Consider the following 18,411-nt stretch of genomic DNA (forward strand, 5'->3'; position numbering starts at 1 on the left):
GGTGCTTTACCGCGTCACACGGGGTACCCCAACTGCTCGCGCAGGTACGGCGTCATCAGGATCCTCGCCTTCGCGAGGGTGCTGGTGCGGCCGCCGAGGACGGCTGTGTCGCCACCCGGCACGGGGACCAGCGTGAGCCCGTCGGCCGGCCCGAACGGCACGATCAGCGGAGTGCGCCGGACTCCACGTCGTGCGACTCCAGCCACGCCAGTGTTCTCCGCCCGGCGCCTTTGCTGCCGGTGGAACTGAGCAGCGCCGACCCGGTGCGCCAGCGTCACCCGGACGGCGGGCCGGGCGGATCTCGGCGGCGGCGGTGTTCTCTTGGTGCGCCCTGAATGTCTTGGCCGCCGCCTCCGTGGTCGTAACGAGGAATCGGGCCGGCTCCGGAAAGTCGGCGCCGGTCGCGATGACCACCACGTCGTACGGCAGCCGATCACCGGTGGCCGGCTCCACGTACCGTTCGCCGGTGTGGACGGCGACCGCCTTGCCCGCCACGACCCGGCCGTTGCCCCGGCCAGGCGGATGCCCCCGTACCCGCCGCCGATCACGATCACTTCGCCGTCAAGCTAACGTTTGAAACCTAAAGCTAGGGGAGGGGTTCGTGTTGCTTGTGCGAAGCGACGACGGACGACACGAGTAACGCTCTGCCTACGCTGGACCCGTGACCGACGACAGCAGGCCCCTGGCCGTATTCGATCTCGACAACACGCTCGCCGACACCGCGCACCGGCAGCGGTACCTGGAGCGCACACCGCGCGACTGGGACGCGTTCTTCGCCGCCGCCCCGCAGGATCCACCGCTGGCCGAGGGGATCGCACTGGCGCTCCGGTACGCGGAGGAGTGCGAGGTCGTGTATCTGACCGGGCGCCCCGAGCGCTGCCGCCGTGACACCGTCGACTGGCTCGCCGCGCAGGGGGTGCCCGAGGGGCGGATCTGGATGAGGCGGAACCACGACCGCAGGCCGGCCCGCCGCACCAAACTGGAGATCCTCCGGGAGCTGGCCAGGACCCGAGAGATCCGCGTCCTAGTGGACGACGACGAACTGGTCTGCGAGGACGCGGAACGGGCGGGTTTCCCCGTCGTACGGGCACGCTGGGCCGCCGCGTCCGCCGAACTCAAGGTGGCGCAGGAGCGAGAGGGCCGTACCTGAGGGTGCCCGGAAGGCGTGAGGTGCCTGGGGACGCCCGGGGGCCCCGGGGCCCGGACACCCCCTTACTCGGTGCCCTCCAGCCGGAAGCCGACCTTCAGGCCGACCTGGTAGTGCGCGATCTCGCCGTTCTCGATGTGCCCCCTGACCTGCGTCACCTCGAACCAGTCCAGGTTGCGCAGCGTCTGGGCGGCGCGGGCGATGCCGTTGCGAATGGCGTGGTCGACGCTCTCGCCCGAACTGCCGACGATCTCGGTGACCCGGTACACGTGGTCGGACATACGGCTCCTCCAATCGGGACCTCTGGCCGTGGCCGGCGAGGCCACACGTCCCTCCACCGTGCCGCATGGCGCGCCGACGCGCGAGGCGTCACCGCCGGGAAGCAGGCACGGCACGGGGCTGGGAAGCAGTCGCACCGGTGCGCGTCGCTCAGCCAGTCGTCGACCTTCACGTAGAGTGCGGTGATGACGGGGGCCAAGTCGGTGTCGGCACAGCCGCACGGCGTCTGCCTTGGCGGCGAGGCTCACGAGTCCGGATGGTGAAGATGATCGTGCGGTTGTGGCGCGCGACCGTGCTGCCGGGGCAGGAGCTGCGGTACGACGCCTTCGCACGTGACGTGTCACAACCCATGTTCGAGCAGCAGGACGGCTTCCAGGGTGTGGTGTTCTCGCGCAGCGGCGCACACTGCCTGGTAGTGACCCTCTGGGCCGACCACGAGAGTGCCGAAGCGCTCGTGAAGTCACCCGCCTACGGCGCAACCGTCGAGCGCATCAGTGCTCTCCTGCACCACGAAACGACGACCGAGGTCTACGAGGTCCAAGGCGGGGTCCTTCTCGCCGACGGGCACCTCGGTTGATTCGCCTTCCCAGCAGGGATACATCCCCAAGCGGACGCCCGTTGGGCAGAGGTGAAGCTGGGGCGGCCGCGTTCACCGGCGAGACCCCCAGCTGACCACCGCTCGCGCCCGAAACCCCGCCCTCACGACGGAGGACGGGGTTTCACGAGCCTCACGGAGACGTCTGGGACGGGAACTACCCCGCCACGCTCAAGGACAGTGCGAAGCGGGTCTTCGTGTCTGTCCACCAATGGGTCAGGTGCAGGCCCGCGGTGGCCAGTTCGGCTGTCACTCCCTCCCTTCGGAACTTCGCCGACACCTCCGTCCGCAGCTCCTCGCCGGGCGTGAAGTCGACGGCGAGATCCAGGGCGGGGATCTTCACGGTCTGCGCGGTCCGCGACCGCAACCGCATCTCGATCCACTCCCGCTCGGCGTCCCACAGGGCGACATGCGCGAACGAGCCGGGATCGAAGTCCGCTCCCAGCTCACGGTTCATGACCGACAGCACGTTCTTGTTGAACGCGGCGGTCACCCCCGCCGCGTCGTCGTACGCGGCGACCAGCGCCGCCTCGTCCTTGACGAGGTCCGTGCCCAGCAGCAGCGCGTCGCCGGGCGACAGCAGGGCCCGGACGGAGTCCAGGAACGCGGCCCGCTCCTCGGGCACCAGGTTGCCGATCGTGCCGCCGAGGAACGCCACCAGCCGCGGCCCCGGCATCTCGGGCAGCCGGATCCCGGCGGTGAAATCCGCAATGAGGGCGTGCACCTCCAGCCCCGGACGCTCGGCCACCAGCGCCTCACCGGCCTGCCGCAGCGCGCTCTCGCTCACGTCGACCGGCACGTACGCGTGCAGCCCGGGCATCGCGTCCAGCAGATGCCGAGTCTTGTCGGACGAGCCGGAACCCAGCTCGACGAGCGTGCGCGCACCGCTCGCCGCGGCGATCTCCCCGGCCCGGTCGAGGAGGATCTCCCGCTCGGCACGGGTCGGGTAGTACTCGGGCAACTCGGTGATGCGCTCGAACAGTTCACTGCCGTGCGCGTCGTAGAACCACTTGGGCGGCAGCGTCTTCGGTGTACGGGTGAGGCCGTTCAGGACGTCGGCGCGCAGAGCCGCGTCCGTGGCGTCCTCGGGCAGCGTGCGGGTGAGGTGGAACGGGCTCACGCAGGGGACTCCTTCGGCGGTGCGGGGACTGGGTCGGTGCCGGGGCGCCCGGCTTCCTCCGGTTCCTTGAGCGGGGTGAGCAGGACGTCCGTGCGGTCGGCCGTGAGCAGCGTGCGGTCGGGGACCTCGACCCAGTGGGGGTCGTCGTCGTACGGCTCCGACGCCACGACGGTGCCGCGACCGGGCCGGGCGAGGTACCACAGGGTGTCGCCCCACGCCGTCGCGGTGATGGTGCCGCCGCTGGTGAGCAGCAGGTTGAGCCGCGACCCGGGGGCCGCCCGCGCGACCTCCAGGACCGTGTCGGCCAGCGCCTGCCCCTCCTCGTCACCGGCCCGCAGCCGGTTCAGGACCAGGGCCCACACGAACGCGGAGTCGTTGCGGGCCTCCATCGACAGGAGCTCCACGGCGGGCAGCCCACCGGCCAGCGGCGCCAGGGACCCGGGCCACCCGGCGACCGCCCCGTTGTGGCTGAACAGCCAGGGCCCGCCCGCGTACGGCGCCGCCGCGGCCTCCTGGTCCGCCCCCGGCACCGTGGCGTCCCGTACGGCGGCGAGCAGCGCCCCCGTACGCACCACCCGGGCGAGATCCGTGAAGGACAGGTCGCCCCAGATGGGCCCGGCCCGCCGGTAGCGGCCCGGCACCGGGTCGCCCTCGGCATACCAACCGACCCCGAAACCATCGGCGTTGACGGTCCCGTACCGCTGCCGGCGCGGCGCCCACGACTGTCGGAACAGACCGTGCTCCGGCTCGCTGAGCACCGCGCCCAGCGGCACCTCCGGGCCCAGATAGGCCACGTGACGGCACATCAGACGGCCTCCGGGGACGCGTCACGGGCCGTGCGGAACCCGCTGAAGATCTGCCGCCGGATCGGATAGTCCCAGTTGCGGAACGTCCCCCGGCACGCCACCTGGTCCACGGCGAACGAACCACCGCGCAGCACCTTGTACTCGGGGCCGAAGAACACCTCCGAGTACTCCTTGTACGGGAACGCCGTGAACCCCGGGTACGGCAGGAAGTCGCTCGACGTCCACTCCCACACGTCACCGATCAACTGCCGTACGCCCAGCGGGGACGCGCCCTGCGGGTAGCTCCCGGCCGGGGCCGGGCGGAGGTGGCGCTGGCCCAGGTTGGCGTGGTCGGGCGTCGGGTCGGCGTCGCCCCACGGGTAGCGCGTGGAGCGCCCGGTGACCGGGTCGTGGCGGGCGGCCTTCTCCCACTCGGCCTCCGTGGGCAGCCGCCGCCCCGCCCAGCGGGCGTACGCGTCGGCCTCGTACCAGCACACGTGCAGCACCGGCTCGTCGGGCGGCACGACCTCGGTGACGCCGAAGCGCCGCCGCAGCCACTGCCGGCCGTCACGCCGCCAGAACAGCGGCGCGTCGATGCCGTGCGCGCGGATGTGGTCCCAGCCCCGGGCCGTCCACCAGCGTTCGTCCTGGTAACCGCCGTCCTCGATGAACGCCTGGTACGCGCCGTTCGTCACCGGCGTGGTGTCGATGTGGAACGGCGGCACGACCCGCCGGTGCGCCGGCCGCTCGTTGTCCAGCGCCCAGGGCTCGGTCGAGGTGCCCATCATGAACTCCCCTCCCGGGACGAGGACTTCGGTCGGCCCCGTGAACAGCGGCGCCGGCCCGGGGTCGGGCGCCGACAGGGCGGCCGGGCCCCGGCGGAGCTGATGGGTGATCAGCATCGTCTCGTCGTGCTGCTGTTCGTGCTGGGCGATCATGCCGAAGGCGAAGCCCGCCTCGGTGAGCCGGGTGCCGTGGAAATCGGTGCCCTCCAGCACGTCCAGGGCCCGGCCGCGCACCTCGGCGACATAGCGGCGGGCCTCCTCCGGGGGCAGCAGCGGCAGCGAGGGCCGCTCGGCGCGCGGGTGCTCGAAGGCGTCGTACAGCCCGTCGATCTCGGGGCGCATCGCCTCCCGCCCCGCGACGTTCCGCAACAGCCACAGCTCCTCCTGGTTGCCGATGTGGGCCAGGTCCCACACCAGCGGGGACATCAGCGGGGAGTGCTGCGCGGTGAGGTCGCGTTCGTCGACGGCGGAGGTGAGGAGCGCGGTGCGGGCGCGGGCCGTGGTCAGCGCCTCGAGCGCGCGCTCCCGCAGTATGTCGGGGTCGGCGTCGTGCGTCGGGGCCTGCGTCTCGGGCGCGGTCATGCGGGGATGTCCTTCCCGTGCAACTGGTCGAGCAGATCGTCGGCGGGACAGCGGCCCCGGGCCACATGGCGGTCGGTGAACTCCGCGACGGCGTCCCGCACGCGGCTGTCCGCGCCGAGCCGCGGCAGCGCCTCGGCCGCCGCGGCGAAGCAGACGGCCGCCGCCTCCCGCAGCTCGGGGTCGGCCAGGCCCGAACGGGCGGCCGCGATCCACAGCGGATTGCGTGGCGCCCGCAGCGAACCGGCCCGCTCGGCAAGGGGCTTGACCGCCCGATAGGCCACCTCGGTGGCGTCCGGGTCCTCGAACAGCGCCGTCGTCACGGCGAGCGGCACGAGCCAGCCGTCCTCACCCGGCTGCGCGTCGATCATGCGGAGCTCCAGATGGCCCCGCGGCCGTACCGGCGGGAACAACGTCGTCAGGTGGTAGTCGAGATCGGCACGGCTCGGCGGGGTGTCGGACCGGATCCACTCCCGGAACGTCATCGCGCCCGGAACACCCCACGGGCCCTCGTCGGCCCGGACGCACATCACCGGCGCGTCCAGCACCAGCCGCGCCCAGGCGCCGCGCGGATCGCCGTCCAGCTGCGGGGCCGTCGTACGGCCGGGGTCCATCGCCGCCCACAGCGACTGCCGCGTCGAACGCCAGCCGGTGACCCGGCCCCGCGCCAGCGGGGAGTGCGCGAAGGCGGCGAGGAGCACCGCGCCGAGCTGGTGCGTCAGCCACCAGCGCCGCTCGTAGCCGAGGGGGCCCGGTTCCTCGTACCCGGCGTCGAGGCACACCTGCACGGACGCCGACGAGCACATCATGGCCCTGCCCTCGGGCCCGAAGCGGTCGAGGTACACCTCCATCGCGTCGTACCGGGGCTCGTGCAGATACCGCGCCGGGGGGTTCCACGGATCATGGCCGAAGCCGCTGATGCCGAGATCCGCCTCGCGCAGCGTCGCGCGCACGGCGTCCAGATCGGCGGAGACGGACCCGACGCACTCCATCAGGGAGGCGGTGGGAGCGGAGCTGAGCTCCAGCTGGCCGCCCGGCTCGATCGTCAGCGACGACGCCAGGGGCAGGGTCCGCAGTGCGGCGTAGGCCGCTTCGAGTCGTGCGGGTGTCGCGGGGAGCCGCGGATCGCGCAGCTCATGGACGTGCCATTCGAGTTCGACACCGAGGGTGCGGGGTGGTCCGGTCTTGAAGCAGATGCCCCGTACGAGGGCCTCCACCTCCGCCTCGGTGACCATGGAGCGCTGCTCCGTACAGCCACTAGCCGAATCTGACATGTCGGGATCCTCCTGAGATTCCACCATGTCGCCGGTCCGCTACCGAGAGGGCCGGACCGGCGGTGCTCGTCCCACCCAAACCCCTGGGCTACGGTTCGCACAAGGGTGCAGATCGTGGCAATGCGGATCGTCGATCTCTGTTTCCGGGAACTTCAGGCACCTCTTCCCGCACCCGTCGAGGGCCATTCACGCCAGGAAAACTCCGTTGCGGTCATCACTCAGCATCGCCCACGATGCGTCCATGAGCACGACGGGGGAGCGCACGCGGGCGGCGCTCGTGGCGCGCACGGGGGTGGCGCCATGAGCGCGCGCCTGCGAGGCATCGCACGGGAGACCGAGGACATCGTCGCGGCGGGGCGCTACCGCGCGCCGGACGGCCGCGAGGTGTCGATCGCGGCGCTGGTCGACGCCGCCCGCGCGGGCACGCGCCTGTACGGCCCGGAACCGATCGCCCCGGAACAGATCGCCCTGGAGTCGATCGCCGCGGAACCGGTCGCCCCGGAGGCGCTGGGCACGTCGGCGGCCGGCCGTGTGCGGCCCCGGATCGAGGTCACCGGCGAGAGCAGTCTGGAGGCCGCCCGCCGCCTCACGGGCACGGCCCCCGTCGCGGTCCTCAACTTCGCCTCGGCCCGCAACCCGGGCGGCGGCTATCTGAACGGCGCCCAGGCCCAGGAGGAGGCCCTCTGCCGGGCCTCCGCCCTGTACGCCTGCGTACGCGAGGCCCGCGGTTTCTACGACCACCACCGCGCCCACCGCGACCCGTTCTACACCGACCGTGTCATCCACTCACCGGCCGTGCCCGTCTTCCGCGACGACCGCGGTGACCTGCTGCCCGCCCCGTACACGGTCGGCTTCCTGACCTCCGCCGCCCCGAACGCGTCGGTCATCCGGCGTACGGCGCCGGAGCGCGCCGGCGAGCTGCCGCGCGCCTTGGCCGTCCGCGCGGAACGGGTCCTGGAGACCGCCGCCGCGAACGGCTACCGGCGGCTGGTCCTGGGCGCCTGGGGCTGCGGCGTCTTCGGCAACGACCCGGCGCACGTGGCGACCGCCTTCCGCGCGCTCCTCACGGACGGCGGCCGGTTCGAGGACCACTTCGAGCACGTGGTGTTCGGCGTCCTGGACCGCGCGAAGGGTGCGACGGTCCGGGCCGCGTTCGAACGGGAGTTCCGCACCGGCTCCTTTGGAGCGCCGGCCGAGCCCCCGCGCGCGAGCCGAGTCGGCTAACGCCAGCCGTACCGCTCCCGCAACCGGTGCACGACGGAGTTGAACCGCATCCGGTCCAGGGCGCACGCCTCCCGCCGCATCCCCGCCTCGTGCAGCCGCAGCACCCGGTCCACGTCCACCCAGGACGCCCGCCCCGAACGGTCCCACGGGCCGCTGCCGATCGGCACCCACTCCCGGTCGCCGTCATGCCGCTTGCTGGACAGCCGCACGGCGAGCAACGTCCCGCCCGGCTCCCGCGCCACCACCAGCACGGGCCGGTCCTTGCCCCGCCCGTCGTTCTCCTCGAACGGCACCCAGGTCCACACGATCTCCCCGGGGTCGGGGTCCCCGTCGTGCGCGGGCGAGTACTCGGTGCGCACGCGCCCCACCTCGCGCGGGTCGGCCTCGGTGGTGGCGGAGGGGCCGTAACGCCCGGGAACGTCCTCATCGGCAAACGCAGTCACGGGGCAACGCTAACCCGCGCCCCCGACAGGGGAGCGCGGGCCCCGTAGCGATGCGCGGCCCGGCCGCATGGGCACGAGCGACGACGGCGCCCCCGCGAAGCCCCGTCGTCCGCCCTCCGGGCGACGACCCGAATTGTCGGACACGCCCTAGGACTCCCGGTCCACCGGCACCTTCTCCACCGGCAGCCCGTTGACGCCGGCCTTGGCGGCGGCGGGTGCCCCGTTCTGGTTCATGGACGCCAGCAACTGCCGGGCCAGCCCCAGACCCGTGCCGCCCATCGTCAGCGCCTTGGCGAACATGTCGGCCATGCCGTCGGCGCCGTTGAGCAGCACCATGTTGTCGACGTTGCCGAACGCGGACGCCCCCGCCTGCACGATCTCCGGCCACTGCTCGGCCAGTTGCTGCGCGATCACCGCCTCCTGGTTCTCGGCCAGCGCGGCGGCCCGCGCCTTGATGCCCTCGGCCTCGGCGAGCCCTTTCGCGCGCGTGGCCTCGGCGGCCGCGAGCCCCTTGGCCTGCCGGGCGGCGGCCTCGGCCTCACCGGTGGCGCGGGTCGCGTTCGCCTCGGCGGCGGCCGCGAGTTCGGTCTCCTTGGCCTTGGCCTGCGCGGCGGAGATACGGGCGTCGCGGTCGGCCTCGGCGAGGGTCCGCTTCTCGTACGCCTTGGCGTCCGCGGGCTTGCGCACGTCCGCCTGGAGCTGCTGCTCACGCCGCGACGCCTCCAGCTCGGCGACCCGGGTCTCCTGGACGACGACCTCCTGCCGGGCTCCCGCCTCCGCGAGGGGCCCGGCCTGCTTGGCCTGGGCCGCGGCCTTGTCCCGCTCCGCCTGGTAGCCGGCCTGGAGGATCTCGCTGTCCCGGGTGGCCTCCGCCATCCGCGCCGCGGCCTGCTGCTCGGCCTCGGTGGCGAGCCGGTTCGCCTCGGCCTGCGCGATCCGCGCGTCCCGCTGGACGGCCGCCGCGTGCGGCATGGCGAGGTTCTTGATGTAGCCGGTCGGGTCCTCGATCTCGTGGATCTGCAACGAGTCGACGATCAGCCCCAGCTTCTCCATCTCGGTCCCGCACGCGGCCCGGGTCTGGCCGGTCAGCTTCTCCCGGTCGCGGATCATGTCCTCGACCGTCAATCCGCCCACGATGGACCGGAGATGACCGGCGAACACGTTGTGCACCCGTTCCGAGACCCGTTTCTGCTGGCCGAGGAAGCGGCGGGCGGCGTTGGCGATGGACACGAAGTCGTCGCCCACCTTGAAGATGACCACGCCCCGGATCTTCAGTGGAATGCCCTGGAAGGTCACGCACTCCACGGCCAGTTCGGTCTGGTTCAGGTCGAGCGACAGCTTGCGCACCGCCTGCATGCCCGGCAGCACGAGCGTGCCGCGCCCGGTGACGATACGGAAGTTCATGCCTTCCGTCAGGCCCTCCATCTTGTGCTTGGAGCCGGAGATGATCAGGGCCTCGTTCGGTTCGGCGACACGCCACATGAGCTTGAACAGAGCGATCAGTACCAGAGCCACCGCTACGGTCGCCCCCGCGATGATGCCGATGAACATCGGCACACCCCCCTTGGCCAGGTGCCCTTTCGGCACCGAACGTCGGGAGTGTCCCAAGGGGCCGGGCCGGGGTACAGAGCCGCACGGACCGTTGTTGCAGTCTTGATGCGAACCGTCATCGCGGGAGCGGCCGACACCCCCGACGGACCGTCAACTGCCGTACGCCGCCGAGACGTAGACCGTGCGCGGCGGCAGATACTCGATCACCGTCACCAGGGTCCCGGGCTCGATCCGGTCCTTCGCGGAGGCGGGGTACGCCAGGAAGTGCTCGGCCCCACCGCGCACCCGGACGATCACCTCGCCGACGAGCCCGGGACCGACCGCACCGGTCACCCGTCCCATCAGCCCGACCATCGACGCTTCGTCCATGGTCACAGCGTACGGGTCGCACCCCGCCGGCCGGCCCCCTCGCGGGATGGCCGTAGCGCTCACACCACCGGAGACTCGGCGGGAGTCGTCGCGTCCGGCGGCCACAGTTCGTGCCAGCGCTGGTCCGCCTCCAGCTGCGCGGCCAGCGACAGCAGCAGCGGCTCGCTGTTGGCCGGGCCGAGCAGTTGCGCGCCCACCGGCAGCCCGTCCACGAACCCGGCCGGTACGTTCACCCCGGGCCAGCCCAGCACGTTCCACGGCCAGGCGTACGGGCAGGCGGCGATCATCGCCCGGTCGGTGCCGAGCCCGCCGAGGCCGATCATGGCGCCGATGCGCGGCGGGGGAGCGGCGGTGGTCGGCGCGAGCAGCACGTCGTACGTCGTGAAGAGCGCGCCGATGCGCTGGTGGAGCGCGGCCTCCGCGCGGCGGGCCATCCGCAGGGGCGCCCCGGCGAGCAGCCGGCCGAGACGGGCGGCGTCGCGGGTGCGCCGGTCGAGGAGGTCCTGCCGGGCGATCCCGCCGACGTGTTCGGCGATGCCGGCGGTGGCGCGCGGGACGAAGGTGAGCCCGATCCGGCCGTAGCGGGGCTCGGCCTCCTCCACCTCGTGCCCGAGCGCGGCGAGCCGTTCGGCGACCGCGCGGACCTTCTCCCGCACCCGGGGATCCAGCCGTGCGGGCAGCGCGGTGAACGGCGGCTTCAGGGAGAGCGCGATCCGCAGCCGCCCCGGATCACGCCCCACGGCCCCGGAGGCGTCGATGGCGTCAGGCCGGTGCAGGTCGCCCTCGTGGTTGCCGGCGGCCGCGTCGAGCAGGAGGGCGGCGTCGGCGACCGTGCGGGCGAGGGTGCCGTTGACCGTGATGCCCTGGAAGGACTCCGGGCGCGGCCAGGTCGAGATACGGCCGCGCTGCGGCTTGATGCCGATGAGGTGCGTCCAGGAGGCGGGGATACGGATGGAGCCCGCCCCGTCCGACCCCAGCGCGCCCGGCACCAGCCCCGCCGCGACGGCGGCCGCGGAGCCTCCCGAGGAGCCGCCGGGAGTGTGCTCGGGGTGCCACGGGTTGCGGGTGGCGCCGAAGGCCGGTCCTTCGGTGAAGGGCCACTGGCCGAGCTCACACGTGTTGGTCTTGCCGACCACGATCGCCCCCGCCGCACGCAGCCGCCGTACCGCCTCGCCGTCCTCCGGCAGCGACGGGAACTCGCCCCGGCAGCCGAACGCGGTCGGCTCGCCCGCCACGTCCATGTCGTCCTTCACGGCCACCGGCACCCCCAGCAGCGGCCGCCGTCCGCCCGCCGCCAGCTCCCGGTCCGCCGCCTCGGCCTCCACCAGCGCGGCCTCGGCGCGAACCCGCCGGAACGCGTTGACCGTCGGCTGACTGGCCTCGATCCGGGCGAGGGTCCGCTCGACCAGCTCACGCGACGTCACCTCCCCGGCGGCCAGCGCACGGGCACTCTCCGCCAGACCCGGGGCACGGTCGGCAGCCATACGGAACACCTCCGGAAGCAGGTTGTCTACCGAACGGTAACGTCCGGGTCCGGGCGGCGGTACGGGAAGCGCGACTTCCCTGGTGACCACGGCGGTTCGCGGCTGACCCGGTCGGCGTACGGCGACGCCGGCCCCCGCCCGGCCGGCCCCCGGACGCCTCCACGCGCGCCCCGCGACCCCGTCTCCCCGCCCCGCCCCGCCCCGCCTTCTTCCTGGCCCCGCGCCAAGCGCCGCAGGGTGAGGGCCAGTCGCAGCCGCAGCCGGCCGTGGGGGTCGCGGACCGGCCGGCCCAGGAGGGACCCGGCGTGGGTCAAACGGTCCTGGTAAGTGGAATGGTGGACGTTCACCTCGGCCTTCGCCGCCCCCAGGCTCGCCGTGGACGCGACGGCGTGCAGCGTGGCCGGCATCCACGGGGCGTCCGCCGCGGCCTTCTCCAGTTCTCGCACGTCCGGCGGCGGCTCACCTCCCGGGACGACCGGCCCGGCGAGCAGCGCCGGCCCGTCCGGATCCTCCGCGTGCACCACCCGCCCCCCCGGGGTCGCGGGCCGTGCCTTCGGCGGTGAACCGCAGGCCACCCTGGCGGCGGCCCACGACCGCGGCAGGCCGGGCCCGGCCACCACCGGCCCGACCCCGGCCCGCCCTCGATCCCCTCGGCCGCTCCGGCCGGGGCGCCACGGTGCGGCCCGCTGCCGGGGCGCTCCCACGCCGACGACCAGGACGCGGGGCCGTCCGCCGAGGGGAGCCACGACGCGGGCGCGGGCGCTGGGGGCGAGACCGAGACGGCGTGCGGCGTCGGGGGCGAGACCGAGAGGCGTGCGGCGTCGGGGGCGAGACCGCGAACGGTCCGCGCCGAGGCATACGCAACACACAGTTCACGCCATAGCTCTGGCGTGTTACGCGGAGGTAGCGGCCGCACCGGCACCCGCTCCCGCCGACCGCGCGGCCCCGCACACCTCTCCGGGAGATCCCCGCCGGGCATCGCGGCCGACTCTCTCCCACCCGCCCGGGGTTCCGCTCCCCGGGCCTCCCGAGCAGCCGACCGGCCCCGTTGCCAGCGCAACCGCGCCCCACGGCCCGCCCGGGACGCCACCACGCCCCCGGGACCGAGGGCGGGCGCGTACGGCGGGGGCGGCGCACGGCACGCGGCGGTGGTACACCAAACGCCGCCATCACCCCACCTTCACGGAGATGGCGCGAAATGGTCGCAGGACCGAACAGCTTTCGAACATATTCGCCAAACTGCCCAGCCACAAAGATCGGTCGCCCGAACCGAGCCCGCGTACGGCCCGGCCCCGAGCTCCCGTGTGGCCGGAACTCCCCCGGCCGGAACGCCCTTCACAGCTTCTGCAAGGATGCCGTCGTCATGGTGCAGATACCGAAAGAGCCCGCCCCGCCCGCGCCGCTGCAACGGTCCGTGCCCACGAGCGCCGATGTGGCCCGCCTGGCGGGTGTCTCACGAGCGACCGTCAGTTACGTCCTCAACAACACCAGCGCCGTCCGCATCAGCGAACCCACCCGCCGCCGCGTCCACGAGGCCGCGAAGGAGCTGGGGTACGTACCGCACGCGGCCGCCCGCAGTCTGCGCGCGGGCCACAGCCGCATGGTCCTCATGCCGACCCCGAACGTGCCCATAGGGCCGCTCTACAGCCAGTTCATCAACGATCTCCAGTGGGCCCTCAGCCGCCTCGACTACACCGTCGTGCAGTACGGCGGCGTCGGTCTGCGCGGCGACGAGGCGGCCCGCGCCTGGGCCGAACTGCGCCCGGTCGCGGTGATCGTCCCCGGTGAGGGGCTCGGCCCGCAGGGCGTGGCCATCCTGAAGCGCTCGGGCGCACGCGCCGTCGTCACCCTCAGCCCCGAACCCGTCGAGGGCGCCCACGTGCTCCTCCTGGACCACGGCGTCGTCGGCGAGAGCGCCGGACGGCACCTGGTCGAGCGCGGGCACCGCCGTATCGGCGTCGTCGTGCCCGAGGAGCCCGGCCTCGGGGTGTTCTCCCGGCCCCGGCTCGCGGGCGTACGGCGCGCGGTGCGGGGCACCGAGGCGACGGTCACCGAACTGCCCCTCGCCTACGACGAGGAGGCCGCGGGCCGGCTCGCCGCGCGCTGGCGCGCCCTCGGTCTCGACTCGGTGTTCGCGTACAACGACGAGTACGCGATGCTGGTGATGCGGGCCCTGCGGGACGAGGGCATCGGCGTCCCCGACGACACGGCCGTCGTCGGCGCCGACGACCTCATGCTGGGCCGCCTGCTGCGGCCCCGCCTCAGCACGGTCCACATCGAACTGCCGTCCGGCCGCGACCTCGCGGAACTGGTCGACCGCGCGGTCCGCGACCCGGCCATGGTGCCCACGACCCACGATGTGCTCGGCGCACGGATCGTCCACCGCGAATCGAGCTGACCCGCCAGGCCGGTCCCGCCAGGGGCGGCCGGCCGCCGGTGTCGCGGGCCCGCCGGCTACTGACCGTTCTGCTCGACCTGCGCCTGCTGGGCGGCGACGGCCTTGCGGACCTCGTCCATGTCCAGATTGCGGGCCTGCCCGATCACATCGGTCAGCGCGGCCTCGGGCAGCGCCCCCGGCTGCGCGAACACGGCGACCTGGTCACGGACGATCATCAGCGTCGGGATGGACTGGATGCCGAAGGCCGCGGCCAGCTCGGGCTGCGCCTCGGTGTCCACCTTCCCGAACACCAGGTCCGGGTTGTCCTCGGCCGCCTTCTCGTAGACCGGCGCGAACTGACGGCACGGCCCGCACCAGGACGCCCAGAAGTCGATCAGGACGAAGTCGTTGTCCGTGACCGTCTGGTCGAAGTTCTCCTTGGTGAGCTCCACGGTGCTGCTCATGGCGTGCATCCCTCTTCCTGGGTGTCGGTGCTCGGGGCGAGCCGCTGTCGACAACGCCACCCGCCGGTGGCGTATTCCGCGCGCGTACCCATGTGGCCACGGCGCACACCACCAACCAGACTGGCCCCATGACGGATACGGAACACACCGAAAACGACGAGGACACCGCGGGGACCATGTACGACGTGGTGGTGCTCGGTGCCGGACCCGTGGGGGAGAACGTCGCCGACCGCACCCGCGCGGCCGGCCTGTCCACCGCGGTCGTGGAGAGCGAACTCGCCGGCGGCGAGTGCTCGTACTGGGCGTGCATGCCCAGCAAGGCCCTGCTGCGCCCCGCGATCGCCCGGGCCGACGCCCGCCGCGTACCCGGCCTGCGCCACCTCGTCGAGGGCCCGCTGGACGCCGCGGAAGTGCTCGCCCACCGCGACTACGAGGCCGCCGACTGGAAGGACGACGGCCAGGTCGCCTGGCTGGAGAGCATCGGGGCGGTCTTCCACCGCGGCCACGGCCGGCTGGCCGGGGCCCGCCGGGTCGTCGTCGACGCTCCCGACGGCGCACGGCACGTCCTCACCGCCCGGCACGCGGTGGTGATCTCCACCGGCAGCCGCACCGTCCTGCCCGAGCTGCCCGGGCTGGCGGAGGTGAAGCCCTGGACGAGCCGCGAGGCCACCAGCGCGCAGCGGGTGCCCGGCCGGCTGATCGTCGTCGGCGGCGGTGTCGTCGCCGTCGAGATGGCCACGGCCTGGCGCGCCCTCGGCTCCGAGGTCACCGTCCTCGTCCGCGGCAAGGGCCTGCTGCCCCGCATGGAACCCTTCGCCGGTGAACTGGTCGCCGAGGCGCTCACCGAGGCGGGCGCGGACGTCCGCACCGGTACGTCCGTGACGTCGGTGACCCGCGAGAGCGGCATCGTCGTGGCACTCACCGACGCCGGGGACCGACTGGAGGCCGAGGAGATCCTCTTCGCCACCGGCCGCGCCCCGCGCACCGACGACATCGGCCTCGACACGGTCGGCCTGGAACCCGGCGCCTGGCTGCCCGTCGACGACAGCCTCCGGGTGACCGGCAGCGACTGGCTCTACGCGGTCGGCGACGCCAACCACCGGGCGCTCCTCACCCACCAGGGCAAGTACCAGGCGCGCATCGCGGGAGCCGCCATCGCCGCCCGCGCGGCCGGTGTCCCGATCCTGGAGAGCGACCCCTGGGGCGCCCACGCCGCCACCGCCGACCACCGCGCCGTCCCGCAGGTCGTCTTCACCGACCCCGAGGCCGCCTCCGTCGGCCTCTCCCTCGCCGAGGCGGAGCGGGCCGGCCACCGAGTCCGCGCCGTCGACGTCGAGTTCTCCTCGGTGGCCGGCGCCGGGCTGTACGCCGAGGGCTACCGGGGCCGCGCCCGGATGGTCGTCGACCTGGACCGGGAGATCCTCCGCGGCGTCACCTTCGTCGGCCCCGCCGTCGGTGAACTCATCCACTCGGCCACGATCGCCGTCGCCGGGGAGGTCCCCGTCGACCGGCTGTGGCACGCGGTCCCGTCGTACCCGACGATCAGCGAGATCTGGCTGCGACTGCTGGAGGCGTACCGGGGCTGAACCGGCCCGCCGCGCCCCTCAGTCGGGCGGTCAGTCGGGCGGTCAGTCGGGCAGCAGGAAGCCGAGGGCGCGGGCGGCGCGGGCCGGGGTGGGGTCGTTCCAGCGGTCGGCCATCGCCTGGTTCGAGGACAGGGAGCGCAGCTCGGCGTGGTCGAGGTAGAGCGTGCCGTTCAGGTGGTCCGTCTCGTGCTGGACGATACGGGCGGGCCACCCGGAGAACTCCTCGTCCACCGCCCGCCCCCGCTCGTCGAGGGCCCGCAGCCGGACCTTGGCGTGCCGCGCCACCACGGCCTGCCACCCCGGAACGCTCAGGCAGCCCTCGAAGAACGCGTCACGGTACGGCCCGACCGCCTCGTACGACGGGTTGACCAGGACGCGGAACGGCTGGGGGACCCGGCCCCGGGCCAGCCGCACCTCCTCGGGCACCGGCGCCGGGTCCTCGATCACCGCGATCCGCAGGGACACCCCTACCTGGGGTGCGGCGAGGCCGACGCCGGGCGCCGCGTGCATGGTGGCCCGCAGCGCGGCGACGAAACGGGCCAGCAGACCGGGGTCGAGCTGACCGTCGAAGGGCTCGGCCGTGCGGCGCAGTACCGGATCGCCCGCCGCCACGATCGGCAGCGGGCCCTCGTGGGCGAGGAGTTCCTCGACCAGGTCGCTCAAGGGGCGGGACTCGGTGCGCTCTCGTTCGGAAGCCATCGAGCCAGCATGCCAACCGGGATGACGCGACGCGAGGCGGCTCTCCCGGTATCGAGGGGCACGCACCGCGGACCGGTTATGTGACCCACGCCACACGTATCCCCGGGAACTCGACGCCTTCACGCTCCGACTACTGAACCGCCACGACGTCCCCGTCCCTGTCCTTGTCCCCGTATCCCGGAGCAGCCGCCGATGACCATCGCCCCCTCGACCGAGACGGACGAGACCCGGAAACCCGTCACGCCCGACGGCGCGACCAGGAGCGCCTGGGCCTCCCTCCGGCCGCTCGTGCTGCGACTGCACTTCTACGCGGGCGTCCTGGTCGCCCCGTTCCTGTTGGTCGCCGCCCTGACGGGCGGGCTGTACGCCGCCTCGTTCCAGATCGAAAAGGTCGTCTACGCCGACGAGATGACCGTCGCGAAGGTGGGCGACGAGAAGCTGCCGATCTCCGAGCAGGTGGCCGCCGCCCGCAAGGCGCACCCCGAGGGCGCCATCGCCGCCGTGCGCCCCTCACCCGAGGACGACGCGACGACCAGGGTGCTGCTGTCCGGGGTCGAGGGCGTCGACGACACCGACACGCTCGCTGTCTTCGTCGACCCGTACACGGCGGAGGTACGCGGGGCGCTGGAGCAGTACGGGGCGACCGGCGCGCTGCCGCTGCGGACGTGGATCGACAAGTTCCACGCCAATCTGCACCTCGGTGAGACCGGCCGTCTGTACAGCGAACTCGCCGCCAGCTGGCTGTGGGTCATCTCGGCCGGCGGTCTGGTCCTCTGGTTCGGCCGCCGTCGGGCGCAGCGCAAGGTGCGCGGCACCAGCGGCCGCCGCCGCATCCTCGGTCTGCACGGCACGGTCGGCGTGTGGGCCGCGGCCGGGTTCTTCTTCCTGTCGGCGACGGGCCTGACCTGGTCGGCGTACGCCGGCGCCAACATCGACGTCCTGCGCACCGAACTGCGCCAGGCCACCCCGGCCATCTCGGCCGCGGCGGGTGACCACGGCGGTCATGACGCCGGCGCGGCGGAGGGAGGGGCCGCCGCGGAGGGCGACCTCGACAGGATCCTCGCCGCCGCCCGCGCGGAGGGCCTGGGCGACCCGGTCGAGATCGTGCCGCCCGCCGACGCGTCCTCCGCGTACGTCGTGAAGCAGGTCCAGCGCAGCTGGCCCACCAAACAGGACGCGGTGGCCGTAGACCCGGCGACCGCCGAGGTCACCGACACCCTCCGGTTCGCGGACTTCCCGGTGCTGGCCAAGCTGACCCGCTGGGGCATCGACGCCCACACCGGCGTCCTGTTCGGCCTGGTCAACCAGCTCCTGCTGATCGCGCTGGCGGCCTCGCTGGTCCTGCTGATCCTCTGGGGCTACCGCATGTGGTGGCAGCGCGGCCGCGCCTCCGCGTTCGGCCGCCCGATCCCGCGCGGCGCCTGGCAGCAGGTGCCGCCGCAGCTCCTCGTCCCCGCGCTGGCGGCCGTCGCCGTCCTCGGCTACTTCGTCCCGCTCCTCGGCATCCCGCTCGCCGCGTTCATCGTCGTGGACGTGATCCTGGGCGAGATCGCCCACCGCCGCGGCAAGCGGACGTACGGGGGCCGGAGCGAGGCGAAGCAGGGCGTGGAGCAAGGCGCCGAGTAGGGCACGGAGCAGGGCAGCGCCCTG

Annotated in this window: 18 protein-coding genes and 1 pseudogene; 6 read left to right on the plus strand and 13 right to left on the minus strand. The window is 73.4% G+C overall.

Annotated elements, in window-relative coordinates; genetic code table 11:
* Positions 1-14: 14 nt before the first annotated feature.
* A pseudogene (locus ACZ4Z2_RS32210) lies at positions 15-554 on the minus strand (hypothetical protein).
* Positions 555-661: 107 nt separating this feature from the next.
* On the opposite strand from ACZ4Z2_RS32210, the gene ACZ4Z2_RS32215 reads away from it, so the two are divergent.
* Positions 662-1,150, plus strand: coding sequence for a phosphatase domain-containing protein (locus ACZ4Z2_RS32215; RefSeq protein WP_468080855.1), 489 nt, complete (start codon positions 662-664; stop codon positions 1,148-1,150).
* A gap of 62 nt (positions 1,151-1,212) precedes the next feature.
* Here the strand turns inward: ACZ4Z2_RS32215 and ACZ4Z2_RS32220 are convergent, their stop codons facing one another.
* Entirely contained in the window at positions 1,213-1,428 is a 216-nt protein-coding gene (locus ACZ4Z2_RS32220) for a dodecin (RefSeq protein WP_468080856.1), read from the minus strand.
* 254 nt (positions 1,429-1,682) lie between these two features.
* Between ACZ4Z2_RS32220 and ACZ4Z2_RS32225 the strand changes: the two genes are divergently transcribed.
* On the plus strand, positions 1,683-2,003 hold the full coding sequence (locus ACZ4Z2_RS32225; RefSeq protein WP_468080858.1) for an antibiotic biosynthesis monooxygenase family protein: 321 nt from the start codon (positions 1,683-1,685) through the stop codon (positions 2,001-2,003).
* 175 nt (positions 2,004-2,178) lie between these two features.
* Here ACZ4Z2_RS32225 and egtD read toward each other — a convergent pair whose 3' ends face one another.
* Genes egtD through egtA form a run of 4 tightly spaced genes read right to left on the minus strand, consistent with a single transcriptional unit; the run spans position 2,179 to position 6,564 of the window.
* Positions 2,179-3,141: an L-histidine N(alpha)-methyltransferase gene (gene egtD, locus ACZ4Z2_RS32230; protein ID WP_468080859.1), complete on the minus strand. Its 963-nt coding sequence runs from the start codon at positions 3,139-3,141 to the stop codon at positions 2,179-2,181.
* Positions 3,138-3,947, minus strand: coding sequence for an ergothioneine biosynthesis protein EgtC (gene egtC / locus ACZ4Z2_RS32235; protein WP_468080861.1), 810 nt, complete (start codon positions 3,945-3,947; stop codon positions 3,138-3,140). The genes egtD and egtC overlap by 4 nt, the downstream gene beginning before the upstream one ends.
* Complete coding sequence (egtB, locus tag ACZ4Z2_RS32240; protein ID WP_468080863.1) at positions 3,947-5,293, minus strand: ergothioneine biosynthesis protein EgtB; 1,347 nt, start codon at positions 5,291-5,293, stop codon at positions 3,947-3,949. The genes egtC and egtB overlap by 1 nt, the downstream gene beginning before the upstream one ends.
* The gene (gene egtA, locus ACZ4Z2_RS32245; protein WP_468080864.1) at positions 5,290-6,564 is read right to left on the minus strand and encodes an ergothioneine biosynthesis glutamate--cysteine ligase EgtA; all 1,275 of its coding nucleotides are present in this window, start codon (positions 6,562-6,564) and stop codon (positions 5,290-5,292) included. Before egtA ends, egtB begins: the two co-directional genes overlap by 4 nt.
* Before the next feature lie 300 nt (positions 6,565-6,864).
* On the opposite strand from egtA, the gene ACZ4Z2_RS32250 reads away from it, so the two are divergent.
* Positions 6,865-7,788 carry a TIGR02452 family protein gene (locus ACZ4Z2_RS32250; RefSeq protein ID WP_468080866.1) on the plus strand — a complete coding sequence of 308 codons (924 nt, stop codon included), beginning with the start codon at positions 6,865-6,867 and terminating at the stop codon, positions 7,786-7,788.
* Here ACZ4Z2_RS32250 and ACZ4Z2_RS32255 read toward each other — a convergent pair.
* The 5 genes from ACZ4Z2_RS32255 to ACZ4Z2_RS32275 all read right to left on the minus strand — a co-directional run bounded on the left by ACZ4Z2_RS32255 (position 7,785) and on the right by ACZ4Z2_RS32275 (position 12,156).
* Entirely contained in the window at positions 7,785-8,231 is a 447-nt protein-coding gene (locus tag ACZ4Z2_RS32255) for a type II toxin-antitoxin system PemK/MazF family toxin (RefSeq protein ID WP_468080867.1), read from the minus strand. The genes ACZ4Z2_RS32250 and ACZ4Z2_RS32255 overlap by 4 nt on opposite strands.
* Before the next feature lie 147 nt (positions 8,232-8,378).
* Positions 8,379-9,782 carry a flotillin family protein gene (locus ACZ4Z2_RS32260; protein ID WP_468080869.1) on the minus strand — a complete coding sequence of 468 codons (1,404 nt, stop codon included), beginning with the start codon at positions 9,780-9,782 and terminating at the stop codon, positions 8,379-8,381.
* 150 nt (positions 9,783-9,932) lie between these two features.
* The gene (locus ACZ4Z2_RS32265; protein WP_468080870.1) at positions 9,933-10,157 is read right to left on the minus strand and encodes a hypothetical protein; all 225 of its coding nucleotides are present in this window, start codon (positions 10,155-10,157) and stop codon (positions 9,933-9,935) included.
* Between the two features lie 53 nt (positions 10,158-10,210).
* Complete coding sequence (locus ACZ4Z2_RS32270; protein WP_468080871.1) at positions 10,211-11,635, minus strand: amidase; 1,425 nt, start codon at positions 11,633-11,635, stop codon at positions 10,211-10,213.
* Between the two features lie 26 nt (positions 11,636-11,661).
* Entirely contained in the window at positions 11,662-12,156 is a 495-nt protein-coding gene (locus tag ACZ4Z2_RS32275; RefSeq protein WP_468080873.1) for a helix-turn-helix domain-containing protein, read from the minus strand.
* Between the two features lie 842 nt (positions 12,157-12,998).
* Here ACZ4Z2_RS32275 and ACZ4Z2_RS32280 point away from each other — a divergent pair.
* Positions 12,999-14,033: a LacI family DNA-binding transcriptional regulator gene (locus ACZ4Z2_RS32280; RefSeq protein WP_468080875.1), complete on the plus strand. Its 1,035-nt coding sequence runs from the start codon at positions 12,999-13,001 to the stop codon at positions 14,031-14,033.
* A 56-nt stretch (positions 14,034-14,089) separates the two neighbouring features.
* Here the strand turns inward: ACZ4Z2_RS32280 and trxA are convergent, their stop codons facing one another.
* The gene (gene trxA / locus ACZ4Z2_RS32285) at positions 14,090-14,476 is read right to left on the minus strand and encodes a thioredoxin (RefSeq protein WP_468080876.1); all 387 of its coding nucleotides are present in this window, start codon (positions 14,474-14,476) and stop codon (positions 14,090-14,092) included.
* Between the two features lie 128 nt (positions 14,477-14,604).
* On the opposite strand from trxA, the gene ACZ4Z2_RS32290 reads away from it, so the two are divergent.
* A complete protein-coding gene (locus ACZ4Z2_RS32290; protein ID WP_468080878.1) occupies positions 14,605-16,062 on the plus strand; it encodes a dihydrolipoyl dehydrogenase family protein in 1,458 nt (485 codons plus the stop codon).
* Positions 16,063-16,104: 42 nt separating this feature from the next.
* Here ACZ4Z2_RS32290 and ACZ4Z2_RS32295 read toward each other — a convergent pair whose 3' ends face one another.
* The gene (locus ACZ4Z2_RS32295; RefSeq protein ID WP_468080879.1) at positions 16,105-16,761 is read right to left on the minus strand and encodes a peptide deformylase; all 657 of its coding nucleotides are present in this window, start codon (positions 16,759-16,761) and stop codon (positions 16,105-16,107) included.
* A gap of 192 nt (positions 16,762-16,953) precedes the next feature.
* On the opposite strand from ACZ4Z2_RS32295, the gene ACZ4Z2_RS32300 reads away from it, so the two are divergent.
* Positions 16,954-18,387 carry a PepSY-associated TM helix domain-containing protein gene (locus ACZ4Z2_RS32300; protein ID WP_468080880.1) on the plus strand — a complete coding sequence of 478 codons (1,434 nt, stop codon included), beginning with the start codon at positions 16,954-16,956 and terminating at the stop codon, positions 18,385-18,387.
* The last annotated feature ends 24 nt before the right edge of the window (positions 18,388-18,411 follow it).

The organism is Streptomyces sp. NPDC030183 (genome assembly GCF_055573455.1).